The sequence below is a fragment of the Paenibacillus sp. IHBB 10380 genome (assembly GCF_000949425.1).
Taxonomy (GTDB): Bacteria; Bacillota; Bacilli; order Paenibacillales; family Paenibacillaceae; genus Paenibacillus_AQ.
The window spans coordinates 1,990,384-2,013,325 of sequence record NZ_CP010976.1; the positions used below are offsets into that span (position 1 = coordinate 1,990,384).

General features: G+C 37.1%; 17 protein-coding genes and 5 pseudogenes. 2 read left to right on the forward strand and 20 right to left on the reverse strand.

The genetic code is table 11. The annotated features are described in order from the left end of the window. Positions 1 to 748: 748 nt before the first annotated feature. From UB51_RS28470 to UB51_RS29640, 4 genes and pseudogenes are all read right to left on the reverse strand, one after another. Positions 749 to 961 carry a GNAT family N-acetyltransferase gene (locus UB51_RS28470; protein ID WP_199924995.1) on the reverse strand — a complete coding sequence of 71 codons (213 nt, stop codon included), beginning with the start codon at positions 959 to 961 and terminating at the stop codon, positions 749 to 751. Positions 962 to 1,443: 482 nt separating this feature from the next. Then, a complete protein-coding gene (locus tag UB51_RS08565) occupies positions 1,444 to 2,046 on the reverse strand; it encodes a class I SAM-dependent methyltransferase (protein ID WP_044876946.1) in 603 nt (200 codons plus the stop codon). A gap of 253 nt (positions 2,047 to 2,299) precedes the next feature. Then, positions 2,300 to 4,912, reverse strand: a complete 2,613-nt coding sequence (ppsA, locus tag UB51_RS08570; RefSeq protein ID WP_044876947.1) for a phosphoenolpyruvate synthase — start codon at positions 4,910 to 4,912, stop codon at positions 2,300 to 2,302. A 703-nt stretch (positions 4,913 to 5,615) separates the two neighbouring features. Beyond that, positions 5,616 to 5,804: pseudogene (locus UB51_RS29640) on the reverse strand (hypothetical protein); the annotation flags it as partial. Positions 5,805 to 6,235: 431 nt separating this feature from the next. Here UB51_RS29640 and UB51_RS08575 point away from each other — a divergent pair. Next, on the forward strand, positions 6,236 to 7,447 hold the full coding sequence (locus UB51_RS08575) for a sugar efflux transporter (RefSeq protein WP_044876948.1): 1,212 nt from the start codon (positions 6,236 to 6,238) through the stop codon (positions 7,445 to 7,447). Positions 7,448 to 7,468: 21 nt separating this feature from the next. On the opposite strand, the gene UB51_RS28475 is transcribed toward UB51_RS08575, so the two are convergent. The 11 genes and pseudogenes from UB51_RS28475 to UB51_RS08620 form a co-directional block, all read right to left on the reverse strand. After that, positions 7,469 to 7,609, reverse strand: coding sequence for a hypothetical protein (locus tag UB51_RS28475; protein WP_199924996.1), 141 nt, complete (start codon positions 7,607 to 7,609; stop codon positions 7,469 to 7,471). Positions 7,610 to 7,859: 250 nt separating this feature from the next. Beyond that, positions 7,860 to 8,423, reverse strand: a complete 564-nt coding sequence (locus tag UB51_RS08580) for a DUF1700 domain-containing protein (protein WP_044876949.1) — start codon at positions 8,421 to 8,423, stop codon at positions 7,860 to 7,862. Positions 8,424 to 8,426: 3 nt separating this feature from the next. Further along, positions 8,427 to 8,759, reverse strand: a complete 333-nt coding sequence (locus UB51_RS08585) for a PadR family transcriptional regulator (RefSeq protein ID WP_044876950.1) — start codon at positions 8,757 to 8,759, stop codon at positions 8,427 to 8,429. A gap of 326 nt (positions 8,760 to 9,085) precedes the next feature. After that, a pseudogene (locus UB51_RS08590) lies at positions 9,086 to 9,844 on the reverse strand (transposase); the annotation flags it as partial. 208 nt (positions 9,845 to 10,052) lie between these two features. Next, the gene (locus UB51_RS08595) at positions 10,053 to 11,222 is read right to left on the reverse strand and encodes a serine hydrolase domain-containing protein (RefSeq protein ID WP_044876951.1); all 1,170 of its coding nucleotides are present in this window, start codon (positions 11,220 to 11,222) and stop codon (positions 10,053 to 10,055) included. Positions 11,223 to 11,318: 96 nt separating this feature from the next. After that, positions 11,319 to 11,479, reverse strand: a pseudogene (locus UB51_RS28870) (ATP-binding cassette domain-containing protein); the annotation flags it as partial. 332 nt (positions 11,480 to 11,811) lie between these two features. Further along, positions 11,812 to 12,372, reverse strand: a complete 561-nt coding sequence (locus tag UB51_RS08600) for a DUF1700 domain-containing protein (RefSeq protein ID WP_044876952.1) — start codon at positions 12,370 to 12,372, stop codon at positions 11,812 to 11,814. After that, positions 12,365 to 12,710: pseudogene (locus tag UB51_RS29645) on the reverse strand (PadR family transcriptional regulator). The gene UB51_RS08600 and the pseudogene UB51_RS29645 overlap by 8 nt, the downstream one beginning before the upstream one ends. Before the next feature lie 963 nt (positions 12,711 to 13,673). Then, a complete protein-coding gene (locus UB51_RS08610) occupies positions 13,674 to 14,537 on the reverse strand; it encodes a hypothetical protein (protein ID WP_044876953.1) in 864 nt (287 codons plus the stop codon). Between the two features lie 66 nt (positions 14,538 to 14,603). Further along, the gene (locus UB51_RS08615) at positions 14,604 to 16,907 is read right to left on the reverse strand and encodes a hypothetical protein (protein ID WP_044876954.1); all 2,304 of its coding nucleotides are present in this window, start codon (positions 16,905 to 16,907) and stop codon (positions 14,604 to 14,606) included. A gap of 199 nt (positions 16,908 to 17,106) precedes the next feature. Then, positions 17,107 to 18,168 carry an alpha-xenorhabdolysin family binary toxin subunit A gene (locus tag UB51_RS08620; protein ID WP_044876955.1) on the reverse strand — a complete coding sequence of 354 codons (1,062 nt, stop codon included), beginning with the start codon at positions 18,166 to 18,168 and terminating at the stop codon, positions 17,107 to 17,109. 267 nt (positions 18,169 to 18,435) lie between these two features. On the opposite strand from UB51_RS08620, the pseudogene UB51_RS27000 reads away from it, so the two are divergent. Next, positions 18,436 to 18,705 (forward strand): annotated as a pseudogene (locus UB51_RS27000) (DDE-type integrase/transposase/recombinase); the annotation flags it as partial. Positions 18,706 to 18,866: 161 nt separating this feature from the next. Here the strand turns inward: UB51_RS27000 and UB51_RS08630 are convergent. From UB51_RS08630 to UB51_RS08650, 5 genes are all read right to left on the reverse strand, one after another. After that, positions 18,867 to 19,388 (reverse strand): hypothetical protein, encoded by a 522-nt coding sequence (locus tag UB51_RS08630; protein WP_044876956.1) that lies wholly within the window; start codon positions 19,386 to 19,388, stop codon positions 18,867 to 18,869. 226 nt (positions 19,389 to 19,614) lie between these two features. After that, positions 19,615 to 20,280: an MBL fold metallo-hydrolase gene (locus tag UB51_RS08635; RefSeq protein WP_044876957.1), complete on the reverse strand. Its 666-nt coding sequence runs from the start codon at positions 20,278 to 20,280 to the stop codon at positions 19,615 to 19,617. Between the two features lie 90 nt (positions 20,281 to 20,370). After that, positions 20,371 to 20,721: a VOC family protein gene (locus UB51_RS08640; RefSeq protein ID WP_044876958.1), complete on the reverse strand. Its 351-nt coding sequence runs from the start codon at positions 20,719 to 20,721 to the stop codon at positions 20,371 to 20,373. 256 nt (positions 20,722 to 20,977) lie between these two features. Then, on the reverse strand, positions 20,978 to 21,664 hold the full coding sequence (locus UB51_RS08645; RefSeq protein ID WP_044876959.1) for a cyclase family protein: 687 nt from the start codon (positions 21,662 to 21,664) through the stop codon (positions 20,978 to 20,980). 184 nt (positions 21,665 to 21,848) lie between these two features. Next, the gene (locus UB51_RS08650; protein ID WP_044876960.1) at positions 21,849 to 22,763 is read right to left on the reverse strand and encodes a tetratricopeptide repeat protein; all 915 of its coding nucleotides are present in this window, start codon (positions 22,761 to 22,763) and stop codon (positions 21,849 to 21,851) included. Positions 22,764 to 22,942 lie beyond the last annotated feature (179 nt).

The window sequence follows — 22,942 nt, forward strand, 5'->3', positions numbered from 1 at the left end:
TATAATTAAACTATTAGCGTTGAACGAGTATTTTAGTATCTTTATTTTTTATGATAAGTCAACGCCATTTGAATACAAAGTGTTAATTCTTCAATTGGTAACTCACTGTTAACTGAAAGTAAGATTACTCTGTTTTTAGAAAAGTCTAAAGAGTTACCAAATAGTACTCTCCATTCTTCAACTAAAATTGTTTGACAATGTACGAAAAGACCTATTTGTGAATCTGAAAAACGATCGATTCTAATAGGTGTACCGTTTTTAGATTAAAAAGTTAATTGTTTCCACTTCAAACTCTCTTGAATAGTTATATCTCCCAAATTATTAGCAACATTCATAATCAATTGTTTGAGTTCGACTGTATGGTGCTATCGATCCCCGTTAGTCAATAAGGATAGCCTAAAAAATCAAGATTTCCATTGCTCCAATCAGTCTTTCCTACTTCCTTAATCATTAATTCATTCATTACCTTAAAGCCTATTCCATTTGTTGATGAGTTTCATCATCAACTTTCAACCATTTACACCTGTTCTTCATGGTTTATATCCATTTCTCAAATACAACCTCATGTTATCCGCAAATAAAAGTATAAGTGCGAGTTTTTAAAATTTAATAGCTTTTTCCTCTGATAAATATGTTTTAGACTGAGCCAACTAATATAAATAAATGCAGTCTAAAACTTAAAAATAAAGTCTTAGACTGCACCTCATTCAACTTCAGCGCCAAAGCGGGCTTATGCCTGCCTGCTAGTTTAAATTTTAATAATCGCTAACATATCATCACCGTCTTCGTCCATACCAACTTCAACGAAACCAAAGCTAGAGTAAAAGCTTCTCGCTACAGGATTATTCGGGTTGTAACAAATTTCAATCTCTTCCAATCCATCTGTCCGCCTAATTTCATCAAGGGCCAGTAGCATTGCTCTACGCCCAATACCTTTGTTTTGATGGTGCTGATCCACCATAAATCGTCAAATCGATATTCTTTGGTCTGTCTCAGGCACCCACATGAAAAATCCGACAGGCTTGCCGTCTAAGTAAATTGCGCGTGTTTGGTATGAGGGGTTGAATTTTGACTCAACGAGTGACCACGTATTGTCTGCGACATAATCATATTGATTATCAGCTACAGATAGGTCACAGACCTCTTCATAATTGTCCTTATCCACATCAATACGTACTTTAGTCGATACAATTGAGGAAGGGAATTTTTCAATTGTCGAATCGGATTGCTTGACGAAAAGTTCTCAGGAATATTTCATTGTTGCTAGGAAGATTTGATATGTGTTGCAAAGGAGCCGTTTCACCAAATATTTCGCCGTTACTTATGGTACAGTTCTCCGCGCTGTCTGTAACGGCAAGTTTAAAGGCCACCCGTAAAGGATGGCCCTAATCTACCTATCTCAATAGTCTCAAATCTACTAACGGGAAATTTCCGCCTAAAAGTTTATTTTTGAGAATCAAGAATAAACATAGATGCATCATGTCCCATGAATATTTTATTTCCATTATAAAAAGTTTTGGATTGAATATTCCTATACCCTATTTTAGTCATAATGTCAGTTAGCTTTACTTGATTAAATCCATTATGAACTATATCTGAAATTACTTTTTCATTTTTATTAAAATCTACGATTAGTAAATGTCCTCCTTCATTTAGAACATCAAATAATCTTGATAAAACAAATTCAACATCATTAATATGGAGTAGAACCTGAGCCATGAAAATATAGTCAGCATGTAAATCCGATAGATCTTCCTTTTCAAAATCAAAGCATAATGTATCTACATTCTGAAAATTAAAATCTGAATTTTTTTGCTTTATTTGATTAATCATGTTTTGTGAAGTATCCAGAAATAGCATAGAATTAAAATCGTTTAACAAGTTCATTCCGACAAGACCAGTTCCACACCCAAAATCAATAGCATTCTTACTATTAGCATCAACTAAATATTCACGAATGGCATTAGAAGATACCTTTGCAATTTGAATTCTTTCAGAAGTGTCATATATATTAGCTATCATTTCAAACTTATCCGTATTTCCCATTATTACCTCTCCAATCTACCTTAATAAAATCCTGAATACAACATTATAGAATGATATTCTATCGAAGCATTAGCATTTAGTCCACATGCTTATTAGTTTCACCAGTTCCCTCTCCAAAGTTGTCCAATGCTTTATTCTCGTTCATCGGGATCGCGCAAGCGTCCAGGTAGATAAAAGGACGAACAGGGTAACCGCCCTTTTATCTATAACAGGTTGCATTATGACAGAGGCTCTTACTTGACGTATTCAGCGATTACAATATTTCGATATACCCTTCTGTTCCATTCACACGAATTTGTTGCCCGTCTTTTATCAGCTTGGTAGAATTTTCCACTCCGACAACTGCTGGCAAGCCATATTCACGAGCGATAACGGCTCCATGGGTCATCAGTCCGCCAACTTCGGTGACCAGGCCTTTAATGGATACAAACAGTGATGTCCAGCCAGGGTCAGTAAAGGCGGTGACTAATATATCGCCATCTTCCAGATCTGCCTCTTCCATGTTTAAGATGACACGTGCTCGTCCCTCTATAACTCCGGTAGAAACAGGTAAACCTACAATCGCTTTGTCTGGCAGATTTTCTCGTTTGTATTCACCTGTAATGATTTCACCGTCAGACGTGATTACACGTGGCGGAGTTAGTTTTTCAAAAAAATTGTAATCTTCTTTTCGTTTACTGATGATCTGATAATCCAGTTTATTTGTGCGTACGACTTCGTGAAGTTCTTCAAAAGTGAGATAGTATATATCTTCTTTTTCATGAATAACGCTAGCTTGTACGAGTTGTTCGGCTTCTTTCAGTAAAGCCTGCTTATAAACGAAGTAGCGATTAATCATGCTGTATTTTGGATATTCACGGTAACCGATGAAATTCCGGATTAAACTGATCACTCGTTTTGTCTCTTCAGCTTTTAGTTCACCATCCGGTAATTGCTTCAATCGATCTAATAACTCTTGTTCTTTTTCTAAAGCTTCCTGTCGCCCTTGCTCAAATTTCCGATTGCCAGCATTAGGCTCAAAGTTTTTGATATTACTGAGAATCATGGGGACAAGTGTAATTGGTTTTTCACTCCAACGAGTTCTCGAAATATCGATTTCACCGGCACATCGCATTCCGTATTTGTTGAGATAAGCATAGATAGCGTCTTGAGTTTCCTGTCCACCATCAAACTTAACCAGTTCATCTAAAAAATTATCATCTTTTACATGTTGTAAATAATCAATTACTTCCGGATAAGGACGAATCACATCTGCGACATCCAATAGCGCCAGACCCATTTCCGATGTAATGTTGTTTGGTACAGATTGAGAAAGCGTATCTGCTGCGTTTTTTTCACCTAACCACTCGTACATTTTTTCATTGATCCATGACGAAGCATTCATAGCAGTCATAAAAACCTTTGAACTTTGTGGGTCAGATAAGATCTTCTTTAATTCCTGGAGATCTTCGAGAATAAAATCAAATAAATCTGCTCCTGATTTCGTTTGGATGTTTTGTTTTAATTCTTCTATCGATGTTTGACTGTTCTTAATCAAATCAGAAACGATTGCCGGATCATTTTCGATTTGTGCTTGAAAACCTGCAGACGACCTACCTTTACTGCTATTACCGGGACTCAGTTCTTTTCTATCATCTGGTAACGATTTTATATAATCTCGCTCTATTAGGGTCATAAATGCGTCTTTTATGAGCGGATCGGATTTTCCCAGGGTATTTAAGAAAGTTTCTCTGCTGACAGGTGAAGCCAGCATATGTGTAACATCAACAAACAACCTTCCACCGGCTTTACGCATGGGTGCAGGAGTTATTAACAGGTAAAAAGACAACCCTAGTGGTTTTATGGGATCCGTCATCATTTGTTGATGACCGACAGATACGTAAACGTGATTTTCTTGATCATTTACTTCAGGGATCGGGTATAAAGTAGTGATTGGCCGACTCTGAACAATATAAAAAGTATCATGATCCAAACACCATTCGATATCTTGTGGGCAAGCAAAATAAGCTTCAATCTCTCTACCTATTCGTGCCAGTTGTAAAATTTGTTGTTCCGTAAGTGTTTGAGTCTTTTGCTGATCGAGATCGATTTTCCGGGTCTCTGTTCCACCTTCTTTTAATCCATAGACAGCCAATTTTTTGGTTGCTATCATCATATCGACGATTTCCTCTTCCTGTACTTTATAACAATCGGCAGATACCAAGCCAGAGACCAGAGCTTCGCCGAGTCCAAAACTGGCATTAATAGATAGCAGCTTTCGATTAGAAGTCATCGGATCAGCAGTGAATAAAATCCCTGAAGCCTGAGGGAAAACCATCTTTTGCACGATAACAGATAAATATACCTGTCTGTGGTTAAATCCATTTTGCATACGGTAGATTACCGCGCGATCCGTAAATAGAGATGCCCAACATTTGCTTATGTGCTGCATGATTGCTTCTTTTCCGATGATATTTAAATAGGTATCCTGTTGACCAGCAAAAGAGGCATGTGGTAAATCCTCAGCAGTCGCACTAGAACGTACTGCATAAGCATGTTCTTCACCAAGCTGGGAGAGATAGTGAGTAACTGCTGTCACAACATCGGAAGGAATTTCTACTTCCATAATGAGTTGTCGAATCTTCCTACTGATTTCACCAATTTGCTCTCGATCTTCTACTTTTAGTATTGTTAGTCGATTAAGCAAAGCATGATACGTTTCGTTTTGTTCGAGGGCTTTTTGATACCCCACTGTTGTAACACAAAATCCTTCTGGTACTTGTATTCCTTCAATATTTGATAATTTCCCTAAATTCAACCCTTTTCCGCCAACGAGCAAAAGCTGCGTTTTTTCCATTTCCTGAAAACCGAGAACCAAAGAACTCATTCAATATCGCTCCTAACCATTAAATTGAGAAAAAAATTTGACAAGAGTTCACCGGCATGATAAAATCAAATTGTAAGGTAGATAATTATGTCCATCAACATTTTCAAAGTCGTGATCCGATTATATCATCGAGTCTGTTTATATGCAATATACAAGAATCTGATAAAAATTATCAGGTTCTTTTTTGATTTCCCGCTATCATTAGTCACATTAAAAACCATGGTTCGAGCCAAACTCCGTCACTGCATAGTTCCCTATCGGTCCTTTGCAGCCTAAGTAAATCCTGAAATGTTAATACAACCGGAGTATCTTCATCCCAGTTTTCTTTTCTCTCTTCTATCATTAGGATCACTCTCCCCTAATCTTTTGGTTTACCCTATTTCCAATTTTCGAAACAGTGAACAACTATCTCTCAACTTAAATGGAATGGTATTGGATAGATTCCTGCGGGAATATCACATATATCTATGCGATATGGCTGGAAATGCGAGTGATCAACCAGAATTTAGTCACATGTATCCATATCCGTCCAGGGCTGAATTATCAGGTTTTACTGATACTGCTTTTGTATGCACATTTATGTCATTGGTCAACTTCCGAGTCCATTCTCATCAAAAATTTTTTTAAAGAAATCAATTTTGCATTAGGGTTACGCCTTTATATCTCCCATCCGGCACTACTCCCTTTCCTGTAAACCAGATTATTATTGCTGTACATAAACGGATTCATTTATATATCGTCTTTTTTCAAGGTTACTTATCATAAACTCATCTAAATCAGCCCGACTAATTTTTCCGAAAATAGACTTACCCTTATAATCACCGTGACGGTAAGTACCTGTTGGAGAAGCAAAAGTTAGTGTTGGTGGCTGAATAATTGTAAAGTCTAGACCTGAGTTGCGAGTTAACTAATCCACTTTTTCCTTGGATAAAAATCCCGGTTGAGTTAACAATCAAATCAACTGCATAATGACTTGCATTTGATCAAAACGATGGCTTTTTGCTATTTGATGTACATCGAATCAATTAAAATTATTATCTACACCTTGCACGATCATCCTACGATCCAACTCGCTAATCTCAGTTACCGCCCAATGATCTTGAACTTCTGTTAGTTTGGATTTTTGGATACTAGCATATAAACACTATTCGAGAAACTGCGAATATCCATCCACTACGATAAACTCCGTAGGTACAGGACGCACACCTTTAGCCAAATAGTTGAGGTTTCTAGTCCAATATCATATATATTATTGCTGTCTTTTTCAAGTATACTATAACCAGATTGACTATCTAAACAAATATAGAGGAGTAACTTCACATCATGATCAAACGACTCACTGCACTATTTTCGATTCCCTCTTATGCCTTACTCTTTTTATGTATGTTACTGCAGGGAATGGGTATTTCACTCAGCGCACCTTTTTTATCAATTTATTTCACGGAACAGCTTGGAGTATCTGTCGGGATGTTTGGTATTTTTCTAGCCGTCACGTTAATTGCCGGGATATGGATCAGTACGCTAATCGGGAGACGCTCTGACCTCGGCTTGAATCGAAAAAGCGTTTACCTTGTCTCCACGCTCTGCAATGCTATGGCTTTTAGCGGATACTTGCTCATTCAGGATTTTACGATCTTGTTCGTCTACATGACTCTGTTCACTGCCCTCGGTGCACCAGGGATGCCTCAATTGTTCGCCATTTCTAGAGAAGCAGTGAATAAGAGTAATTTTACTGAGCATGCGTTTGCTAATTCTACCTTGCGTTCTGCTTTCTCACTCGGTTTTATTACAGGTCCTTTAATCGGTACCTTGCTAATCGCTGCTGTTGGGTTTAAGGGGATTTTCTCGGGTACGATCGGAGTTTTCCTGCTTGTTGCCTTACTTATTTTCCTATTTCTCAAATCAAATACAGAACTGAAAAGAAGTAATGCTGAAGTAAAAGTAAAAAGTTTCCGGCTGGGTCAGAACCGTAATATTCTGCTTCCTTTTCTGATTCTGATACTTATGTATATAGCTCACTGGACGAGCACCCTCAATACCGCCCTCTTTATTACAAACAATCTAGGGGGAACGACAAGCGATGTCGGTCTAGTCAGCAGTATTTGTGCTGCGCTGGAAATTCCTTTTATGATTATGCTCGGTCTACTCAGTGCAAAGTACAGTAACCGAATCTTGATGATGTGTGGGGCCATTCTAGGAGGAGTTTATTATCTCGTTGTCATTATCTCAGGCGCGATGTGGCAGATGCTTGCAGCCCAAATTTTTCTCGCCGTTTTTGTTGCCGTTATTTCAGCGATTGGCATTAGCTACATTCAGGATCTGCTTCCAAGCATGCCTGGGTATGCATCCACGCTCTACTCCAATTCATCCACGATCGGCAGACTGATTGGTAGTCTTGTTGGCGGGGGATTAGCCAGTATTGTAGGTTACCGGTATTCATTTGTGTTTTGTTTTATACTCATCATTATTTCTGTAATCATGCTTGCGGTAAGCGGACGTCACTCTGTAAATGAACCACAAAAATTAGCGGTTTAATCCGCCTTTATTTGTTCATTCTTAATCTTCTAGCCCATTCTCTTCTAATGTGAAGATAATGGGTTTTTGTGCATCATCACCTACACCGATAATAGTGGCTGACGCAAATGAGCGTTGTTTGGACAAACCGACATCGTATAACCCAGGAATTGTCGTACCCACGCAAGCAACATGTAGCCGACCTACTTATTAGTGGTTATTGTGACAAATTCAACATCATCTTTGTTAAGCGTTACTGCCCGCTAGCTCAACGAGACTGCCGTTTCATGCCGGCAGCCTCGTCCTGGTGATTGTTAAACTATAGTGTCCCGTTTATACCTTTTCACTCAAAATCAGCGTTCTACTGCGTGACACACTTTTTAGAAAAAACGGGGTGCGGTTGGTCTATGAATGACTGCCGCGCCCCGTTTTTTTATATTTCCATTTTTTTTATTTTCTGACTAACTGCGTGTATATATTTAATTGTAAGTTTCCATAACACTCTCCCCAACCAAAACATCAACACACCCATCACAATAGAAATTGGCAAGAACTCCATTGGGCGGTTTGCTGTAAATGCTCCAATTTCGATTGTTATTCCGGCAATATCATATCCCATAAGATACCCGACAAATTTAATAATTCCGCCTATCGGTGCAATAACTCCACTAATCATTAAAGCAATGGAAAGAGTACTGATAAAAGGCAAAAGAAACATACCGCTGACGCCTGCAAAGCTGCTACAAAATGCAAATACAGCGCCGAATTTACGCCAACTAAATTTACTGTTCTTTGAAATGGCTTCACCTAAGTATGCTTTCGCTAATTCTTTTGGGTTTCCTAACCGTTCGATGATTTGCTCAGAAGATACACCATTATTTTGCAATTCAAGCATTACACTTTTGATTTCTTTTACAATGTCAATACGCTCGGAATCGGACATAGATTTCAAATACTTTTCAATTTTTACAAGATAGTCATTCATAATTTTATCCATAATTTAACGCTCCTTAATTTCTGATATAGCTGTTAGTAAATTATCCCATTCTAAGGACATAGCGTTTAAGTATTCGTTTCCTTTTTCTGTAATGGTATAATATTTTCTCGGTGGCAAGCCCACTGTACTTTCTTGCCAAGATGAAGAAATATATTCTTCCTTCAATACTCTTCTAAGCAGAGGATAAATTGTATTTTCTTTTGCAGCAACAATAGGATACTGCTCTAACTTACTAATGATTTCATACCCATAATATGGTCGCTGCTTTATTAGCAATAGAATACAAAATTCGAGTGTTCCTCGCTTAATTTGTGATTTCCAATCTTCTACATTCATGTATTGCACCTCCTGCATATACATCGTACAACACAGTACATCAAATATCAATATATCAAAAATTTTTTATTCAACGTAATAGAGATATTTTGAAAGAAATTCAGTACCAACAACCGCCGAACGCAAGCAGAAATAGCGGGAAATGTTACGCAATAGGGGCGCATAAGCCCTTGTATAGCGCGGGTTTTCCGGGCGCGTTTTGAGAGGGGCAAGGTTTAAAAATTGAAAAATAATGATTGAAAAAAACTGTCAGACAACAAGTACATATAGAAATTGAAAGCCGCTAAAATTGCGGCTATTTGTTAAACGGCACCTAACTCTTTTTGTTTTTTCTGTAGTATCAGCTGTCGCATTTTGAACATAGTGGAAGAACAAAGAAAAATAGCAATTAACTGTCCATAAAGATGACATTCTAGACGCTCTCGCTTAATATTGTGACAATGATTGATACCAAAAAGAGATTTCCTTCCGAATTTCATAAGTATCTCCTGGTTTTATCTGATGCATGATATCTTCAAGGTCAAGTAAAACATATAAAGATTGCTTTTTAACTGTCCCATCCCGAAAGAATTCTGGCGATTCATTTTTTACATATACTCTATTATTTAATTTCAACCTTGAAACATAGAATACCCCTCGTTGATCTATCTGGTCTAAATCTTTTAGAGAAAAGTATCCTAAATCTCGAATACATAAATCTCCTGGTCGTAAGGTATCCAAGCACTCTGTGCCAAAGGTTTTATCATTATTTTTACCTGGTTCCATTTGAAAATTGAGGAGTTTTCTACTATGTAAATCCGCTGTAGAAATAAAACAGCGCATCGGTTAAAACGTTGATTAAGTCCTTCTGGGCTCATGAGTGTAGCTGTATTTGCATAAAGCTGACTACATAATCGAGTGAGGGAATTGCTTGCTACATGTTGACTGATCCAAATACATAAAGCAGCCAAATCTCGTGCGCCATACTTACTTTTCCATTTTACAAAACCTGTTTCTTGTGCAAGTTTTTGAAGAATATGTTGAGATAGATATCGCTGTAATTCTTCAGCGAACAAATAAAACTCATCTTGAATCGATAGATTCATAAAAAACGCCATCCTTTCCTATAATTCTATAGAAAGAATAGCGTATTTTCTCATTTTAGGGAGTATTTTGTTTTATTAGCTTAATAGCGTTGGGTTGCCGCCAGAATTCCAAAAAGCCCCAAACTCATTTTTAAAAGTAAGTTGGGGCTTTGGGACCAGAAAGGTATTTTTCAATTATAAAAACTATGACAAAATTTTTCCGTTTTTCCTACTTGCTAAATTCAGCAAGTAAAATATTTTTAAAAGGATTAGGACTGTTATCTCTACCCAAACTGTTCAAACTGACGACTAACGTATGCTTTCCTCCAAGTGTACCTCCAGCAATAGTAGAAAACCCTAAAATGCCACCTGTGTGTCCCCATATCGAGACCCCGTTTGGAAGCTTAGTTTCAAAGATTCCAAGACCCCATCCATCCATTCCTGCTCTTCCTGTAGGAACTGTAGTAAGCATTTGTTTTAGTTGCTGTTCCTTCAGTAATTTGCCACCGAGCAAGGAAGAGAAGAATTTATTTAAGTCGTCAGCAGTAGAAATCATATCTCCAGCCGAGCTACCTGCACTTGGGTTATAATAAGTAACGTCTTTTATCTCACTTGCTTCGTCTGGTTGGGAATATCCCCGAGCATGCTTGGTGCCTGGAATAACGCTTGAATTGCCAGGTAGGAATGTATCCGACAATTCAAGCGGTTCAATAATCCGATTTTCAATCTCTTCCGCGTAGCTGTTTCCGGTTACTTTTTCAATAAGAATACCCAGTAATACGTATCCTGTGTTTGAATAAGACCATCTCTTTCCTGGGACAAAGTCTGGGGGCAGAGAAATCCCCATCTTCACTATTTCTTCAGCCGTATACGATTTTTTTGTATCCATAAAATCAGCGTCTTTTGACCTTGAGTATTCAGCGATACCACTTGTATGGTTCAATATCTGCCGGATGGTAATCTGTTTACCATTATATCCGTTTCCTTGAATGACACCAGGCAACCATTTTTCGATGGAGTCGTCTAGATTCAAGCGGTTCTCTCCAGCTAATTGAAGTACAATCGTTGCGGTGAACGTCTTCGTCACGCTGCCAATGCGAAAGCGAAAATCTGTTTCCATTGGTTTCTTGGTGCTCAGATTCGCTACCCCAGCGGCATAACCCCACGTTTTTCCACCCTCAGAAGTTTTAGCAAGTATCCCCGGGAATCCAAGTTGCAATGTATCCCGCATTGCTTGCTTGACGGAATTATGATTTCGTTGAGTGCTTGTTTGTAACGAACTAGATACATTTTGAGTGGGCTCTGCTTTTACAATTGAGGTTGGTGATGTGGATAGCAGGGAACTTCCAGTTATTAAAAGGGCCAGACTTGCAAATGTAATTTGACTACGTATTTTCATAAGGCATTCCTCTTCTCTATTAATATTGTATAGGTGGTTGCTTGTTGTTCCATATTAATCACACAGCTATCACCTCCACCAATGACGAAATGTCATCATTAAGTTTGTAATCATCTTCATAATTGTTGTTTTACCAACGCCATTCTGTCCTAACAAGCTTTAAATTCCTCTTTTTTCACATGTATGTTAACCCCAGAAATTACTTCTTTTCCTTGAAATACTCTTGTTAACTGGTTTGTTTTTCATACATACGTCATATCTGTTCCGCCTTTCATACCTACCCCCTGCATACATCGTACAACACAGTACCTCAATTAGCAATAGTATATCAGAATTTATTTATTCAACGTAATAGAGATATTTTGAAAGAAATTCAGTATTAACAACCGCCGAGCGCAAGCAGAAACAGCTGGCAATGTTACGCCATAGGGGTGCATAAGCCCCTGTATAGCGCGGTTTTCCGGGCGCATTTTGAGAGGGGCAAGGGTTTTATACCTTTTCCCACAAAATCAGCGTTCTGCTGCGTGACACACCCATAGTAAAAACGGGGTGCGGTTGGTCTATGAATGACCGCCGCGCCCCGTTCTTTTTATATTTCTATTTTTTTCATTTTCTGACTAATTGCGTGGATATATTTAATTGTAAGATTCCATAACACTTTCCCCAACCAAAACATCAACACACCCATCACAATAGAAATTGGCAAGAACTGCATTGGGCTTGGTGTAAATGCTCCCATTTCGATTGTTATTCCGGCAATATCATATCCCATAAGATACCCGACAAATTTAATAATTCCGCCTATTGGTGTAATAACCCCACTAATCATTAAAGCAATGGAAAGAGTACTGATAAAAGGCAAAAGAAACATACCGCTGGCGCCTCCAAAGCTGCTACAAAATGCAAATACAGCGCCGAATTTACGCCAACTAAATTTACTGTTCTTTGAAATGGCTTCACCTAAGTATGCTTTCGCTAATTCTTTTGGGTTTCCTAACCGTTCGATGATTTGCTCAGAAGATACACCATTATTTTGCAATTCAAGCATTACACTTTTGATTTCTTTTACAATGTCAATACGCTCGGAATCGGACATAGATTTCAAATACTTTTCAATTTTTTCAAGATAGTCATTCATAATTTTATCCATAATTTAACGCTCCTTTAATTTCTGATATAGCTGTTAATAAATTATCCCATTCTAAGGATACAGCGTTTAAGTATTCGTCTCCTTTTTCTGTAATGGTATAATATTTTCTCGGTGGCAGGCCCTCTGTACTTTCTTGCCAAGATGAAGAAATATATTCTTCTTTCAATAATCTTCTAAGCAGAGAATAAATTGTATTTTCTTTTGCAGCAACAAGTAGGATACTGCTCTAACTTACTTATGATTTCATACCCATAATATGGTCGCTGCTTTATTAGCAATAGAATACAAAATTCGAGTGTTCCTCGCTTAATTTGTGATTTCCAATCTTCGACATTCATGTATTGTACCTCCTGCATATACATCGTACAACACAGTACATCAATTATCAATAGTATATCAGATTTTTTTATTCAACGTAATAGAGATATTTTGAAAGAAAATCAGTACCAACAACCGCCGAGCAAGCAGAAACAGCGGGCAATGTTACGCAATAGGAGCGCATAAGTTGGGGTCTTCTATCGCAAATGTATCTCCGAAATTACCAAATAAACAACATCATTTTATGATGTTGCTCTCACTTCATACTCTAGAAAAACCCATCATCTTTTTATCAGTTAATTCTCCCTTATCTTAGAAATAAAGGAAACAACAAATAAAATGTCGAAATTTCAAAGAGAGGTGATATATAAATGAAACATAATTATAAATATGAACACGCCGGCTTCATACCGCTAACGTCAGCCATCCATCCATCTACATACAGCAGCGCTTGAAGAGCGACCGATCCTAATATTCGCAGCTCCATATATTATTATTTGTCGGTTTTATTCCTTTAAAATTTATATCTTTATTCCCCCTCATCGGGGTGGTTTTTAATAACTCTAGATACTCCTCCATATCATTTCTGTTAAGATTCTTAAGCTCAGTCCACTCTGGATGTTTAAAGACTATGAATTTAATAAAAGGGATTAAGGTGTGAAGCTCACTTCTAGCTGTTGAAAACTATATAGCATCCTGGACGAATATACGTTCTTGGAGATACTTCTTAATTAGAGCTTTATAGACTTCATCAATTTTTTCGAAGTTCAGATGGTATTCAGCCCTAGTAGAGTTATAAGGAATACCTAAATTACGAACATCCCAACGTTCTTTCACTATCTCCTCACAGGACGTACGGGGACAGTTACTTTTACGTTACACCAATGATATGTGGAAATTAAAACTGTTCCAAAAGTCGTACCTTACGAAACTTAATGAAAAGAAGAAGTCGACGACTTCTTCTGTTGTAAAATACGATTTCATCAAGAAATGTTACTTGCATTTTTATAAAAATCTTCCGCTTCATCCCGAATTTGTTTCCAATCTTCAAAGGCCAATTCAAGCTCTAAAGCAGCAATGAATTCCTCCAAATTTTCGATATCCTCAATATTGTCTGCCGTATCTTTTAAATCATAAGATATAGCGCTCCATATTCTATGGACTTTTCGAATAACAGTTGACACGAAATCTTTATACTGAATCAAATTCATGACTGGCGCTACTAAATAGACAACTGTGTTTTGTGCAACAGCGAAATCATTCGAGTCATACAGTGGTAACTGTGACATCATATGCGACCAATTTTGTACTGTTTCTTCATATTTTTGTATCTCTGAATAAAATTCGGAGATGGACGTTGCCATAGATTGAGACTGTTGATAATAGGTCTGTGCGTGATTAGATAAATCTTTACATATATTTACGAATTTTGATTTAGTATTTGGAGATAATTTACCATTTAGTGCTTCCGATAGTATTTGATTAAGATCATTATAATATTTAATAGTGATTAAATCTGCATAGGCTACAATGTTTTGAGAAAGGATAAGTATATCTTTATGTCCTCCATTTTCCCAGAAATTACACTTCTCTCTAACATTTAACTTAGTCGCAATTGCTTCTTCAACTAAACTACTAAAAGTAGAAGTTGTTATGAGTCTATCCCAATTTTTTTTAAATTTTCCATCGAGTATGCTATATATTCTTTCCTTCACATGATCTATACTGGTTGGTGCTGAGATCCACTCGTTTAAATAACCAGCGAATGAACGCCATTCTTCTATTGTAAGGAGAAAAGGAGAATTTTTCCCTCCTAATTCACGTGGAGAAAAGGCTAAATGGTTCATGTAAACACCCCACTAGATAATTGTTATTTGTATTTACTCATTCCATTTTAGAAAGATTCGATTAGATCATTTAAGACAGGATTTTTTCTTATAATTAGCAACAAGAGATCCTGCTAGTTCCATTCGAATTTTTGTAACGTTAGAAAGGTCTGGTCCATCCGTTACTTTAATTGTCCAAGTTGTAAAGGGATTTGGAATAAAGTAATCGTAAGCAAATTCTTCAGCTATTGTGCCATCAGTAATAATCGTTGAACCTTCATAGCTAAAACCTAGTTTAAAGGGTTCTGTATTAAATTGAAACTTTTTATCTTTATAAATATCATAATAATGTCCCGAATTCGTAATCCGTATTTGTACTTTAGAAGTAGCGTCAACTCCATCTAACCAAATTCGCATTAATTTAAGCCGAACACGATACTCGTTTTCAAAAAATGAATCCTTTAGGTTGATTTCCCAAGAAGCTTCTCTCGTCTCCTTAAGGGATTCCAAAGTCTTAGAATCTGTAATCTCTACTATTCGATTTTGAAATGGTTGAGGTGGTGGATTAAATTGTTTTAAAGCTTCCATACAGTCCCTTTGTAATGTAGCAACATCAACTTTTAATTCTGATACATCTTTTAAAATATTAGGATTTACATCTGAATCACGGAGAGCCCAATACTTATACGCATGTTTATAATTTGCTAAAGCTACAAATAGAATTTGCTTCATATCTAAATAGCGTTGATATAACTTTTGTTCCATTTCTTCGTTTTCAGATTCTTGTCCTTCCAGATTCTCAATGTATTCTTTCAACCGTGCAAGATCTGCTTGGTTTATGTGTTTTTCCATCAGCAGACGAAACAGTTCTTGACTACAACGAATGATTGTCACTTGATTCGAAGCAAGTGTTTGCCCATAGACAGCTAAAATATCTAATGAAAGTAGATATTCTCTAGCCCCCTCAATCTCTTTCTTAATAGCATCTTCTAAAGCAGCCGCTGTTTTTAACTGAAATACTTTCCACGTTGCTTCTCCAGTCAGATCCTCTTTGGGCATTTCCCACTCCGTTTCTTGAATCTTTTTAAAGAGTTCATCTGGGAAATCCATATCAGCAGACGCTTCTGATATCTCGGCAGCTAATGCATATATTTTATTAATTAATTCAACTAATTCATTAAGTTTCTCCATACATTCTTTTAATGTTTGCGCTAATGAACCTAGCTCACCTCCAGCTTCTATTACTTCTTTTAAACTGTTAATTATATCGATAATTTCTCCAGGTGCAGCAGTCCCTCCTGATCCAATTATCGCGCCCATAGATTCTGCAAAATTGAGAATAGCGGTTACTATTTTAAAAGCTAACTTCATCTGTTGTTCATAATTATATTTTATAAGCCCAAACTCGAAATCAATTTTAGCTTCTGTTACGATATGTTGCTGTTTTTCGAATTGACGCAAGGATGATTCAACAGCATCCTGAGTACTTCTCAGATTGTCTTTTGCTTGATTAATTAGTGTTTCTTTAAATAACAATGTATCCTGCTCATGCTGGAGCATAAGAGTAGCTGCTGCCTTTCGATCTGCAATTGCCAAGTTTTTATCTAAGTAACGGTAATATTGTTCTTCAAACTGCTGCGCTGCAGCCAAGAAAGCAGCAATTTCCTCTCTATAAAGCTCTTTATCCAGAAGTGGAACAAACGTATTCTCACCATGGTTAGCAGTTAAAATAGTAAGTAATGAGGTGCTTTGTACACACAATGAATTTAAATCTTTATTCTGAGCTGTAAAAGCTTTCAACCAATTTAATTGGCGAATCGCAATATCAGGTTGAGATTCAAAAAATAGACAAGCAACTTGAAAAACAGACATAAAAAGTTTTGAAAATTGAGGTGTAGGAACGACATATGTGACCTCTTCTATTGTGAATTTACCATCCTTGTCAGACAATCGGACTCCCTTATTCGTAAGCTCAATAGAATGAGGTGGAGTGGTCCCTTGACCATAATTTGGTACAGCATGTAACGTTCCAGCAAGCTCAAGCCCATAGATTGTCAACTGTGCGCGTTTTTTTTCACTTTGATAATCTAATAGGATCTCTGCGGTACCCTCTGATTCTATTTCCACACGTCTTGTTCTAATAATTAGTTCCATATCTTTTAAAGTGCAGCTAAAATTTGCAGGTATTCTAACAACATCAGCATAAATTGATATAGCGATTGGCTCTAACTTTTGTTCCTCAATTTCCTTGTATACCTGGCCTAAATCAACAAATAAATTACGAATCTCATATTTTACTTTAGTAGAACTTAAATAAAATGTTCCTGGAATGTGTTGATTATTCAACAATTCTTCATATAGTTTTTTATAATCCATTTTATTAGCTATCATGTATTTCCCCCATTTACATCAAATTAGGGACAAAAGAAGCTACACAAGTAAGAATTAAATCTCGGTTTCTTGTTCTTCCTTTGCCCCTACCCTGTATTCATAGTTTTAGTTTCTACTGATTTATAAGTTAATACCCTAGATAGCACATAATTTTGTTATATACGCTCTATCCTATTCATTTCTTTTAATGTATTTATGCTTATGCGATATATTGATCAACTATAAATCCTACATCTGCATTAACTCGGAAATCATTTGCTTGTTCACCTACTGTTACCCATTGTGAAATTGCGAATTCAATTCCAAGGTCGGCAAATTCCGGATCATCATGAATATCTTCCATTGTAATTTCTGAAAGTGCTAAAAGGTCAGCATTAAGAGAATTCCAAATCCCCTTGATTTTATCAATTACAGGAAGTGCCTCCTCTATCTGTTTTTGGGTTTTGTCTGTTCCCACATCTGCCTTATCGAGTAAAGACATTAAATAAACATTTCGCTGTATAGTTGCATCTGTTGCTTCGATTTTTTGTTTTGTAGCCTCAATTTGAGCCTGTAACATTTTCCCTTTCGTACTGTCAAGAATTCCCTTTAATATAAAACCAAAAACAGGACCAAGTAATAAAGACAACCAAGATTGAGATTCATAATCTTCGAATTCGTCTGTATATTGTTCTAGCTCTTTCCGCAATTTGTCTACTTCAGTTCTAAGATCTTTTACTACTTGGCTATTTTCTCCATACAATTTATCATATTTAACTTTAACCGTTATTAAGTTTGTATAATCAGCTGCTGTATCAGTAGCGAACTTTCCAACGGCCTCCGCCAATGTTCCAGCATGGTCACCGAACTCTTTCGCTTCACTCGCTAACTTTTTACAAATTTTCTGGAATTTTTCTAAGGCCTCATTATCACCTTCTAAAATATCCGGTAAAAGTTCAAGTAAAGGTGCATAGTAAACTTTTGCTCTTCCTGAATAATTAACAATTTGATGCGCAACATCAAGAATTCCTCTGTAGGTAGTATCGTTCCAGTTTGTACAATGATCTTTAATACTTGTATTAACTGTATATAACTCTCCAAAATCTGGAAGTGACACTGCGTTATCCAACGCTAAAGCTTTACGCATCTCCTTAACATTTACAGGTAAATATGCACCATCACCTGTGTATTTTTGAATTTTAACCCATTCTTCTTTTTTTAGTAAAAAAGGAGAACCTTCCTTACCTCCAAGATTTCTTGCTGAAATATCTCTTTTCACCATATCAATACACCCTTTCTATTTCACATAATTAATTCACATTATTGGTCATACTCCTACTATTGCGAACAATACGATCAACATTTCGAACTTCAAACTTTACATAGTAAAGTAAAATACAAGAACAATAATTAATTAATCCCCTTCCTTTATTTGGATATTTTTACATACCGTTAAGCGTATGTTGTTATCTAATAATTTAGAATTGAGAAATATATTTGTCGGTTTAATTCCTAGAGGGTTCTGGTACAGAAACTTCAATAATTGCGGAATCTCAAGCAGACCAATGACTCGTGGAGAGCAGATGAAACATACATAAAAGTAAAAGGACAATGGATGTATTTGTATCGTGCATTCGATTCAGAAGGGAATACGATTGATTTTTATCTAAGTGAATTAAGAGATAAACAAGCAGCCAAGCGCTTTTTTAAGAAAGCCTTGGCTACGTGCCATTCTACAACTCCACGTGTGATTACGGTTGATAAGAACCCAGTTTATCCTGTAGCGATTCAAGAGTTAAAAGAAGAAAAAAGTATGCCAATGAGTTTAGTAGCAAACAATTCAGAGTTCTGCCCGTTAGTTGAAAAAGGACTGCCGATGATGCTGGCATCCTCTTCTCATTGCGCTATAGTGTCCCTTTAGTGAAGTATAATCCCTGAAAATATGCTGATGAAACTAATACTCAGCACTCCCTAGAAGAATTACAAATTAATAACTTTCCCTAATCCTTTTAATGCCCCAAATATTTTAGTATCATCTCTAGGATCTTGAATTTTTCCAGAGCGTATTTTGTACATATCGTTATCACTTCCTTTAAGCCAATTAGAAGAGATCCTCGGAATATCAAGATCAAGAAATTGAGAAGATAAATGGGACCAAAAAGTCCCTAGATATATTCTTTCATTACCCACAACTACAACAAAAGGTTTACCGCCTGCTGGTACTTTTACTTCTAGCTTTTCCTCTAAACTAATGCCTTCCTTCATTGTGAATTCATGTTCTGTCCAATTGTATGTTCTAATTTCCTTGTCGGTAAGCACAGGTATTGTTTCTAATGGAAGATCATCAAGCTTTTTACTCATGGCTTCAGTTGTGGATAAGTCTTTAACCAAATAGATTGAGAATTCATTAACAGCTCTCTCCTTATTGCCATTATTACAGCCAACAATTAGGAATAGAATAACATTCAGAATTACAAATAATTTTATTTTAGATGATCTCATAGGAACCCCTCTCTTTAGACACTCATGACAGTATAGATGTTAGATATTTATAAAGGTTTAATTTTCTATGGTACTTCATCCAATATTAACATGTCCATTGCTCAACTATACTGCCCGTTAATTGAGAAAAGGCTGCCTTATGGCAGCCTAAATACATTTGAACTATCGTGTCCCGTTAGCGTAACAACATCGTTTCACTAAAAGATAACTTGCTGAAACCTTAACTTTATAATCCTTGGCTAAGTCCTAATATCTGATCATTTACATTTACATTACTTAATCCCCCGTGATAACAAACCACGGATGCAATGTCAAGGTCTACATATTTTTTCAAAGAGAGACGAGCTGCATTCATATCCAGTGTGGTCGGGACATGAATTCCCCCGAGAATCCCGTCTACACTGTACATCGAATCCCCGGCAATGAGAGTCTTACTTTGCTTTAAATAAAGGCTGATATGACCGGGAGTATGCCCAGGAGTATGGATGACGCGAATCCTGCCGCAAAACGGCAGTTCCTGACCGTCTATCAAGGTTTCATCCACTTTGCCCTTCGGGGGATTCTCAAGGTGACCGTCTTTTATAAGAGGTATCTCCCCCTGAATATACGGCTTATCCAGCTCGTGTGCATATACTTTAACATCATTGCCACACTCCTTCAAAATCTCAGGAAGACTACCTATATGATCCACATCCTGATGCGTCAAAATCACAACTTTTAGTTTGTCGAACGACACTCCTACCTTTTCCATGGCGACGCGTAAATCTTCAATTTGCCCTGGGAATCCTGTGTCTATTAAAACGGCCATTTCTTGATCCCACAAAAGAGTTGGGTGAATAATATTCCCATGAAAATCTAGATGAAGCATTTCTACTCCCTTAGATACTTCCATAATTTTGGACCTCCATATAATAAATTTTATACGTAAAATACTATTATTACGAAGATTTAGAAGTTACGGGGTCATTTTTCCGAACGACTCTCAATCAAACGATTCAGCGATTTCATGCACGTTACCAAACGGATCAACGAAAGCAGCATATCGCCCTTGAGTAGGTTTATCATGCAAAAACTGAATACCCTTTTCCTTCATTTCCTTATAAGTTTGCTCAACAGATACGACCTCAAACACCAAGACTGTTCTAGCCTCGTTTGAATAATCTCCAATTTCTTTGGTCTTTTCACACTTAAAAGCTATAAGCTGACAGCCGTCAAGGGCAAATACAAGCTTATTTTCTTGCTCTAACAGTGTTTGCAAACCCAGCAATTCAGAATAAAACCATCTCGCCTTTGTCATGTCATTGACGAAAATCATTATATGTCCTAGTTTCATAAGGCTATGCTGCCCCTTCACTTTTTTGAGGATACCATTTTTTATGGTTCATGCAGAATCTTTGCTAATGATTATTTGAAGTATTCGCGAATTGATTAACATATCCTGCCCGTTAGCTCACCTAGGATGCCGTTTCATACCGCCAGCCTAGTCCTGGTGATTGTTCTCCGTTAGCGTAATGATTCAACACACCCTTTTTCGAGGATAATACAACGGGTTTTCCTTAGTTTATTTCTTTGCAAGTCAAGAATGGCTTTTATTCTTCAATTTCAACGATCACATTAACGACAGATGCATCGTGGTTCTTAATTCGGAGTGGTGCTGTGAAGGCAGAAATGAGCTTTTTTCCGACCAATGGCGCTGGATTAATGTCTTCATAAATAAGCATTGTCGGCTCTTCATACTTTTCGTGGTCTAAGAAGGCATGGTGGACAAAATATCCATTTCCTTTTGCTTCTGTCAAATTTTCGATGCTCAAGGTATCAATGGCCACCGCTTTGCAGTTTGGCAACTTCGTACGGATGTATTCGGCAGCTTCTGGGGAGACAGCTGGGAAATTATTGGCGTATTTCTCGAAATCCGTGTCCCGGTGTTTCCAATTGCTCGTATTAAAGATCAGAATATCCGCTTCATACAGGTCTTCATATTCCTCCAGCTTTTCGATGGTGATAAAGCCGTTCGGGCCAAGCGGACAATTGATTAATAGTGGCTTTCGGTAGATGAAGTCTTCAATTGGAACAGCATCTATTCCCTTACCGTTATTCAAATGATGCCACGGGGCATCCACATGAGTACCGGCATGAAGATAAATGCTTAACACACTTCCATTCCAGTCATCCCCTTTGTCCAAACGCTCTCTAGGCTCTATTGTCACTTCTGGCAATCCTGGATATACAGGCATTCCTTCATAAATCGGGTAACCAATTTCAACGTATTTTGGCATACTAAGACGCTCCTCTATGTGTATAACTACAAGCTCAGTATTAAAACTCCTACTCAATTTAAATGTGACTATATTCATATGCTGTTGTATCCCGTTAGTTCGACCATGTCTCTCTCTATATAATAAGAGTTCGCCATTATATTCTAATACAGTAAGGCCAGATTTCATCTTGTTAGAGTGGATCTCATTCTTTGTACTCAGGATGATTATGTCGTTTGCATCCGAACAAGTAACAACTTGTACTCATTGAAGTGTTATATTTCATAGAGGGAGTATAGCCAGATGATATCTGCTCGTACATAATTTCATATTCATTTTTTTCATCAAGTAGTTGCTGAATGTATTCTTCATTTTCTCTCTCAGTCCACTCTTCGTTGCACACTTCTTCACCAGCTTCACGGATATCCACAACTTTTTGCTGAATTACTTCTTTAATGATATCACGAACGCGATTTGGGTTATTTATTTTAAATAAAGCATACACGTAACGACTTACCCAGTCCGGTGTCTTCCAATAGGTTTGCCAACCTTTTTCAAACCATTGGACCGATTCCTCAAAGTAACCTAATTCAAGAAATAACTCTGCTATTTCAACTGTGCCTACAAACTCATCATCATTTTCAGAGAATGTGTCTAATTTATTTTTCGCCTCTTCTTTTCTTCCAAGTTCAATCAAGCATTTTACATGGCTGTACATTGCATAATCGGATCTTTTTGAGCTTAGAAGAAAATAATCTGAAGCCTCTTGTAATTGCCCTAGGTGATAATTAGCTACGGCTAGATTGTTATGTGCTTCATCCGAAGGCTGAATTATTATAGACTGGAGCAAAGCATCTGAAGCAAGTTGCCACATTTCCTTTTCCATATAGATCTCACCTAATAAGTTATAAGGAAAATGAGATGTAGGATTCAATTCGATAGCCTCTTCGATTAATTTCAAGGCTGTTTCCTTGTCGCACTCCTCATGCAGATATATCCAAGCAAGGTTTGTTAATGATTGAATATCTCGCGATTCTTCTACGGCGTTTTTGAAAAATCTCAAGGCTTCATCATATTCATTTCTTTCAAGACACTCGATTGCTCTTTGATTGGTGTTCAAATAACGTATCCCCTTTTTATCTTGTCGATAAATAACAGCCATCCTGATTTATGCTCGATTCTATTAAAAAGTTTCTATAGAAAAAGCATACTCTTTGTTCTTATAGTTAACAAGAAAGAACATGAATATAATCAAACTATCCTGCCCGTTAGTTGAACGGTAAAACCTTGAAAGTGACT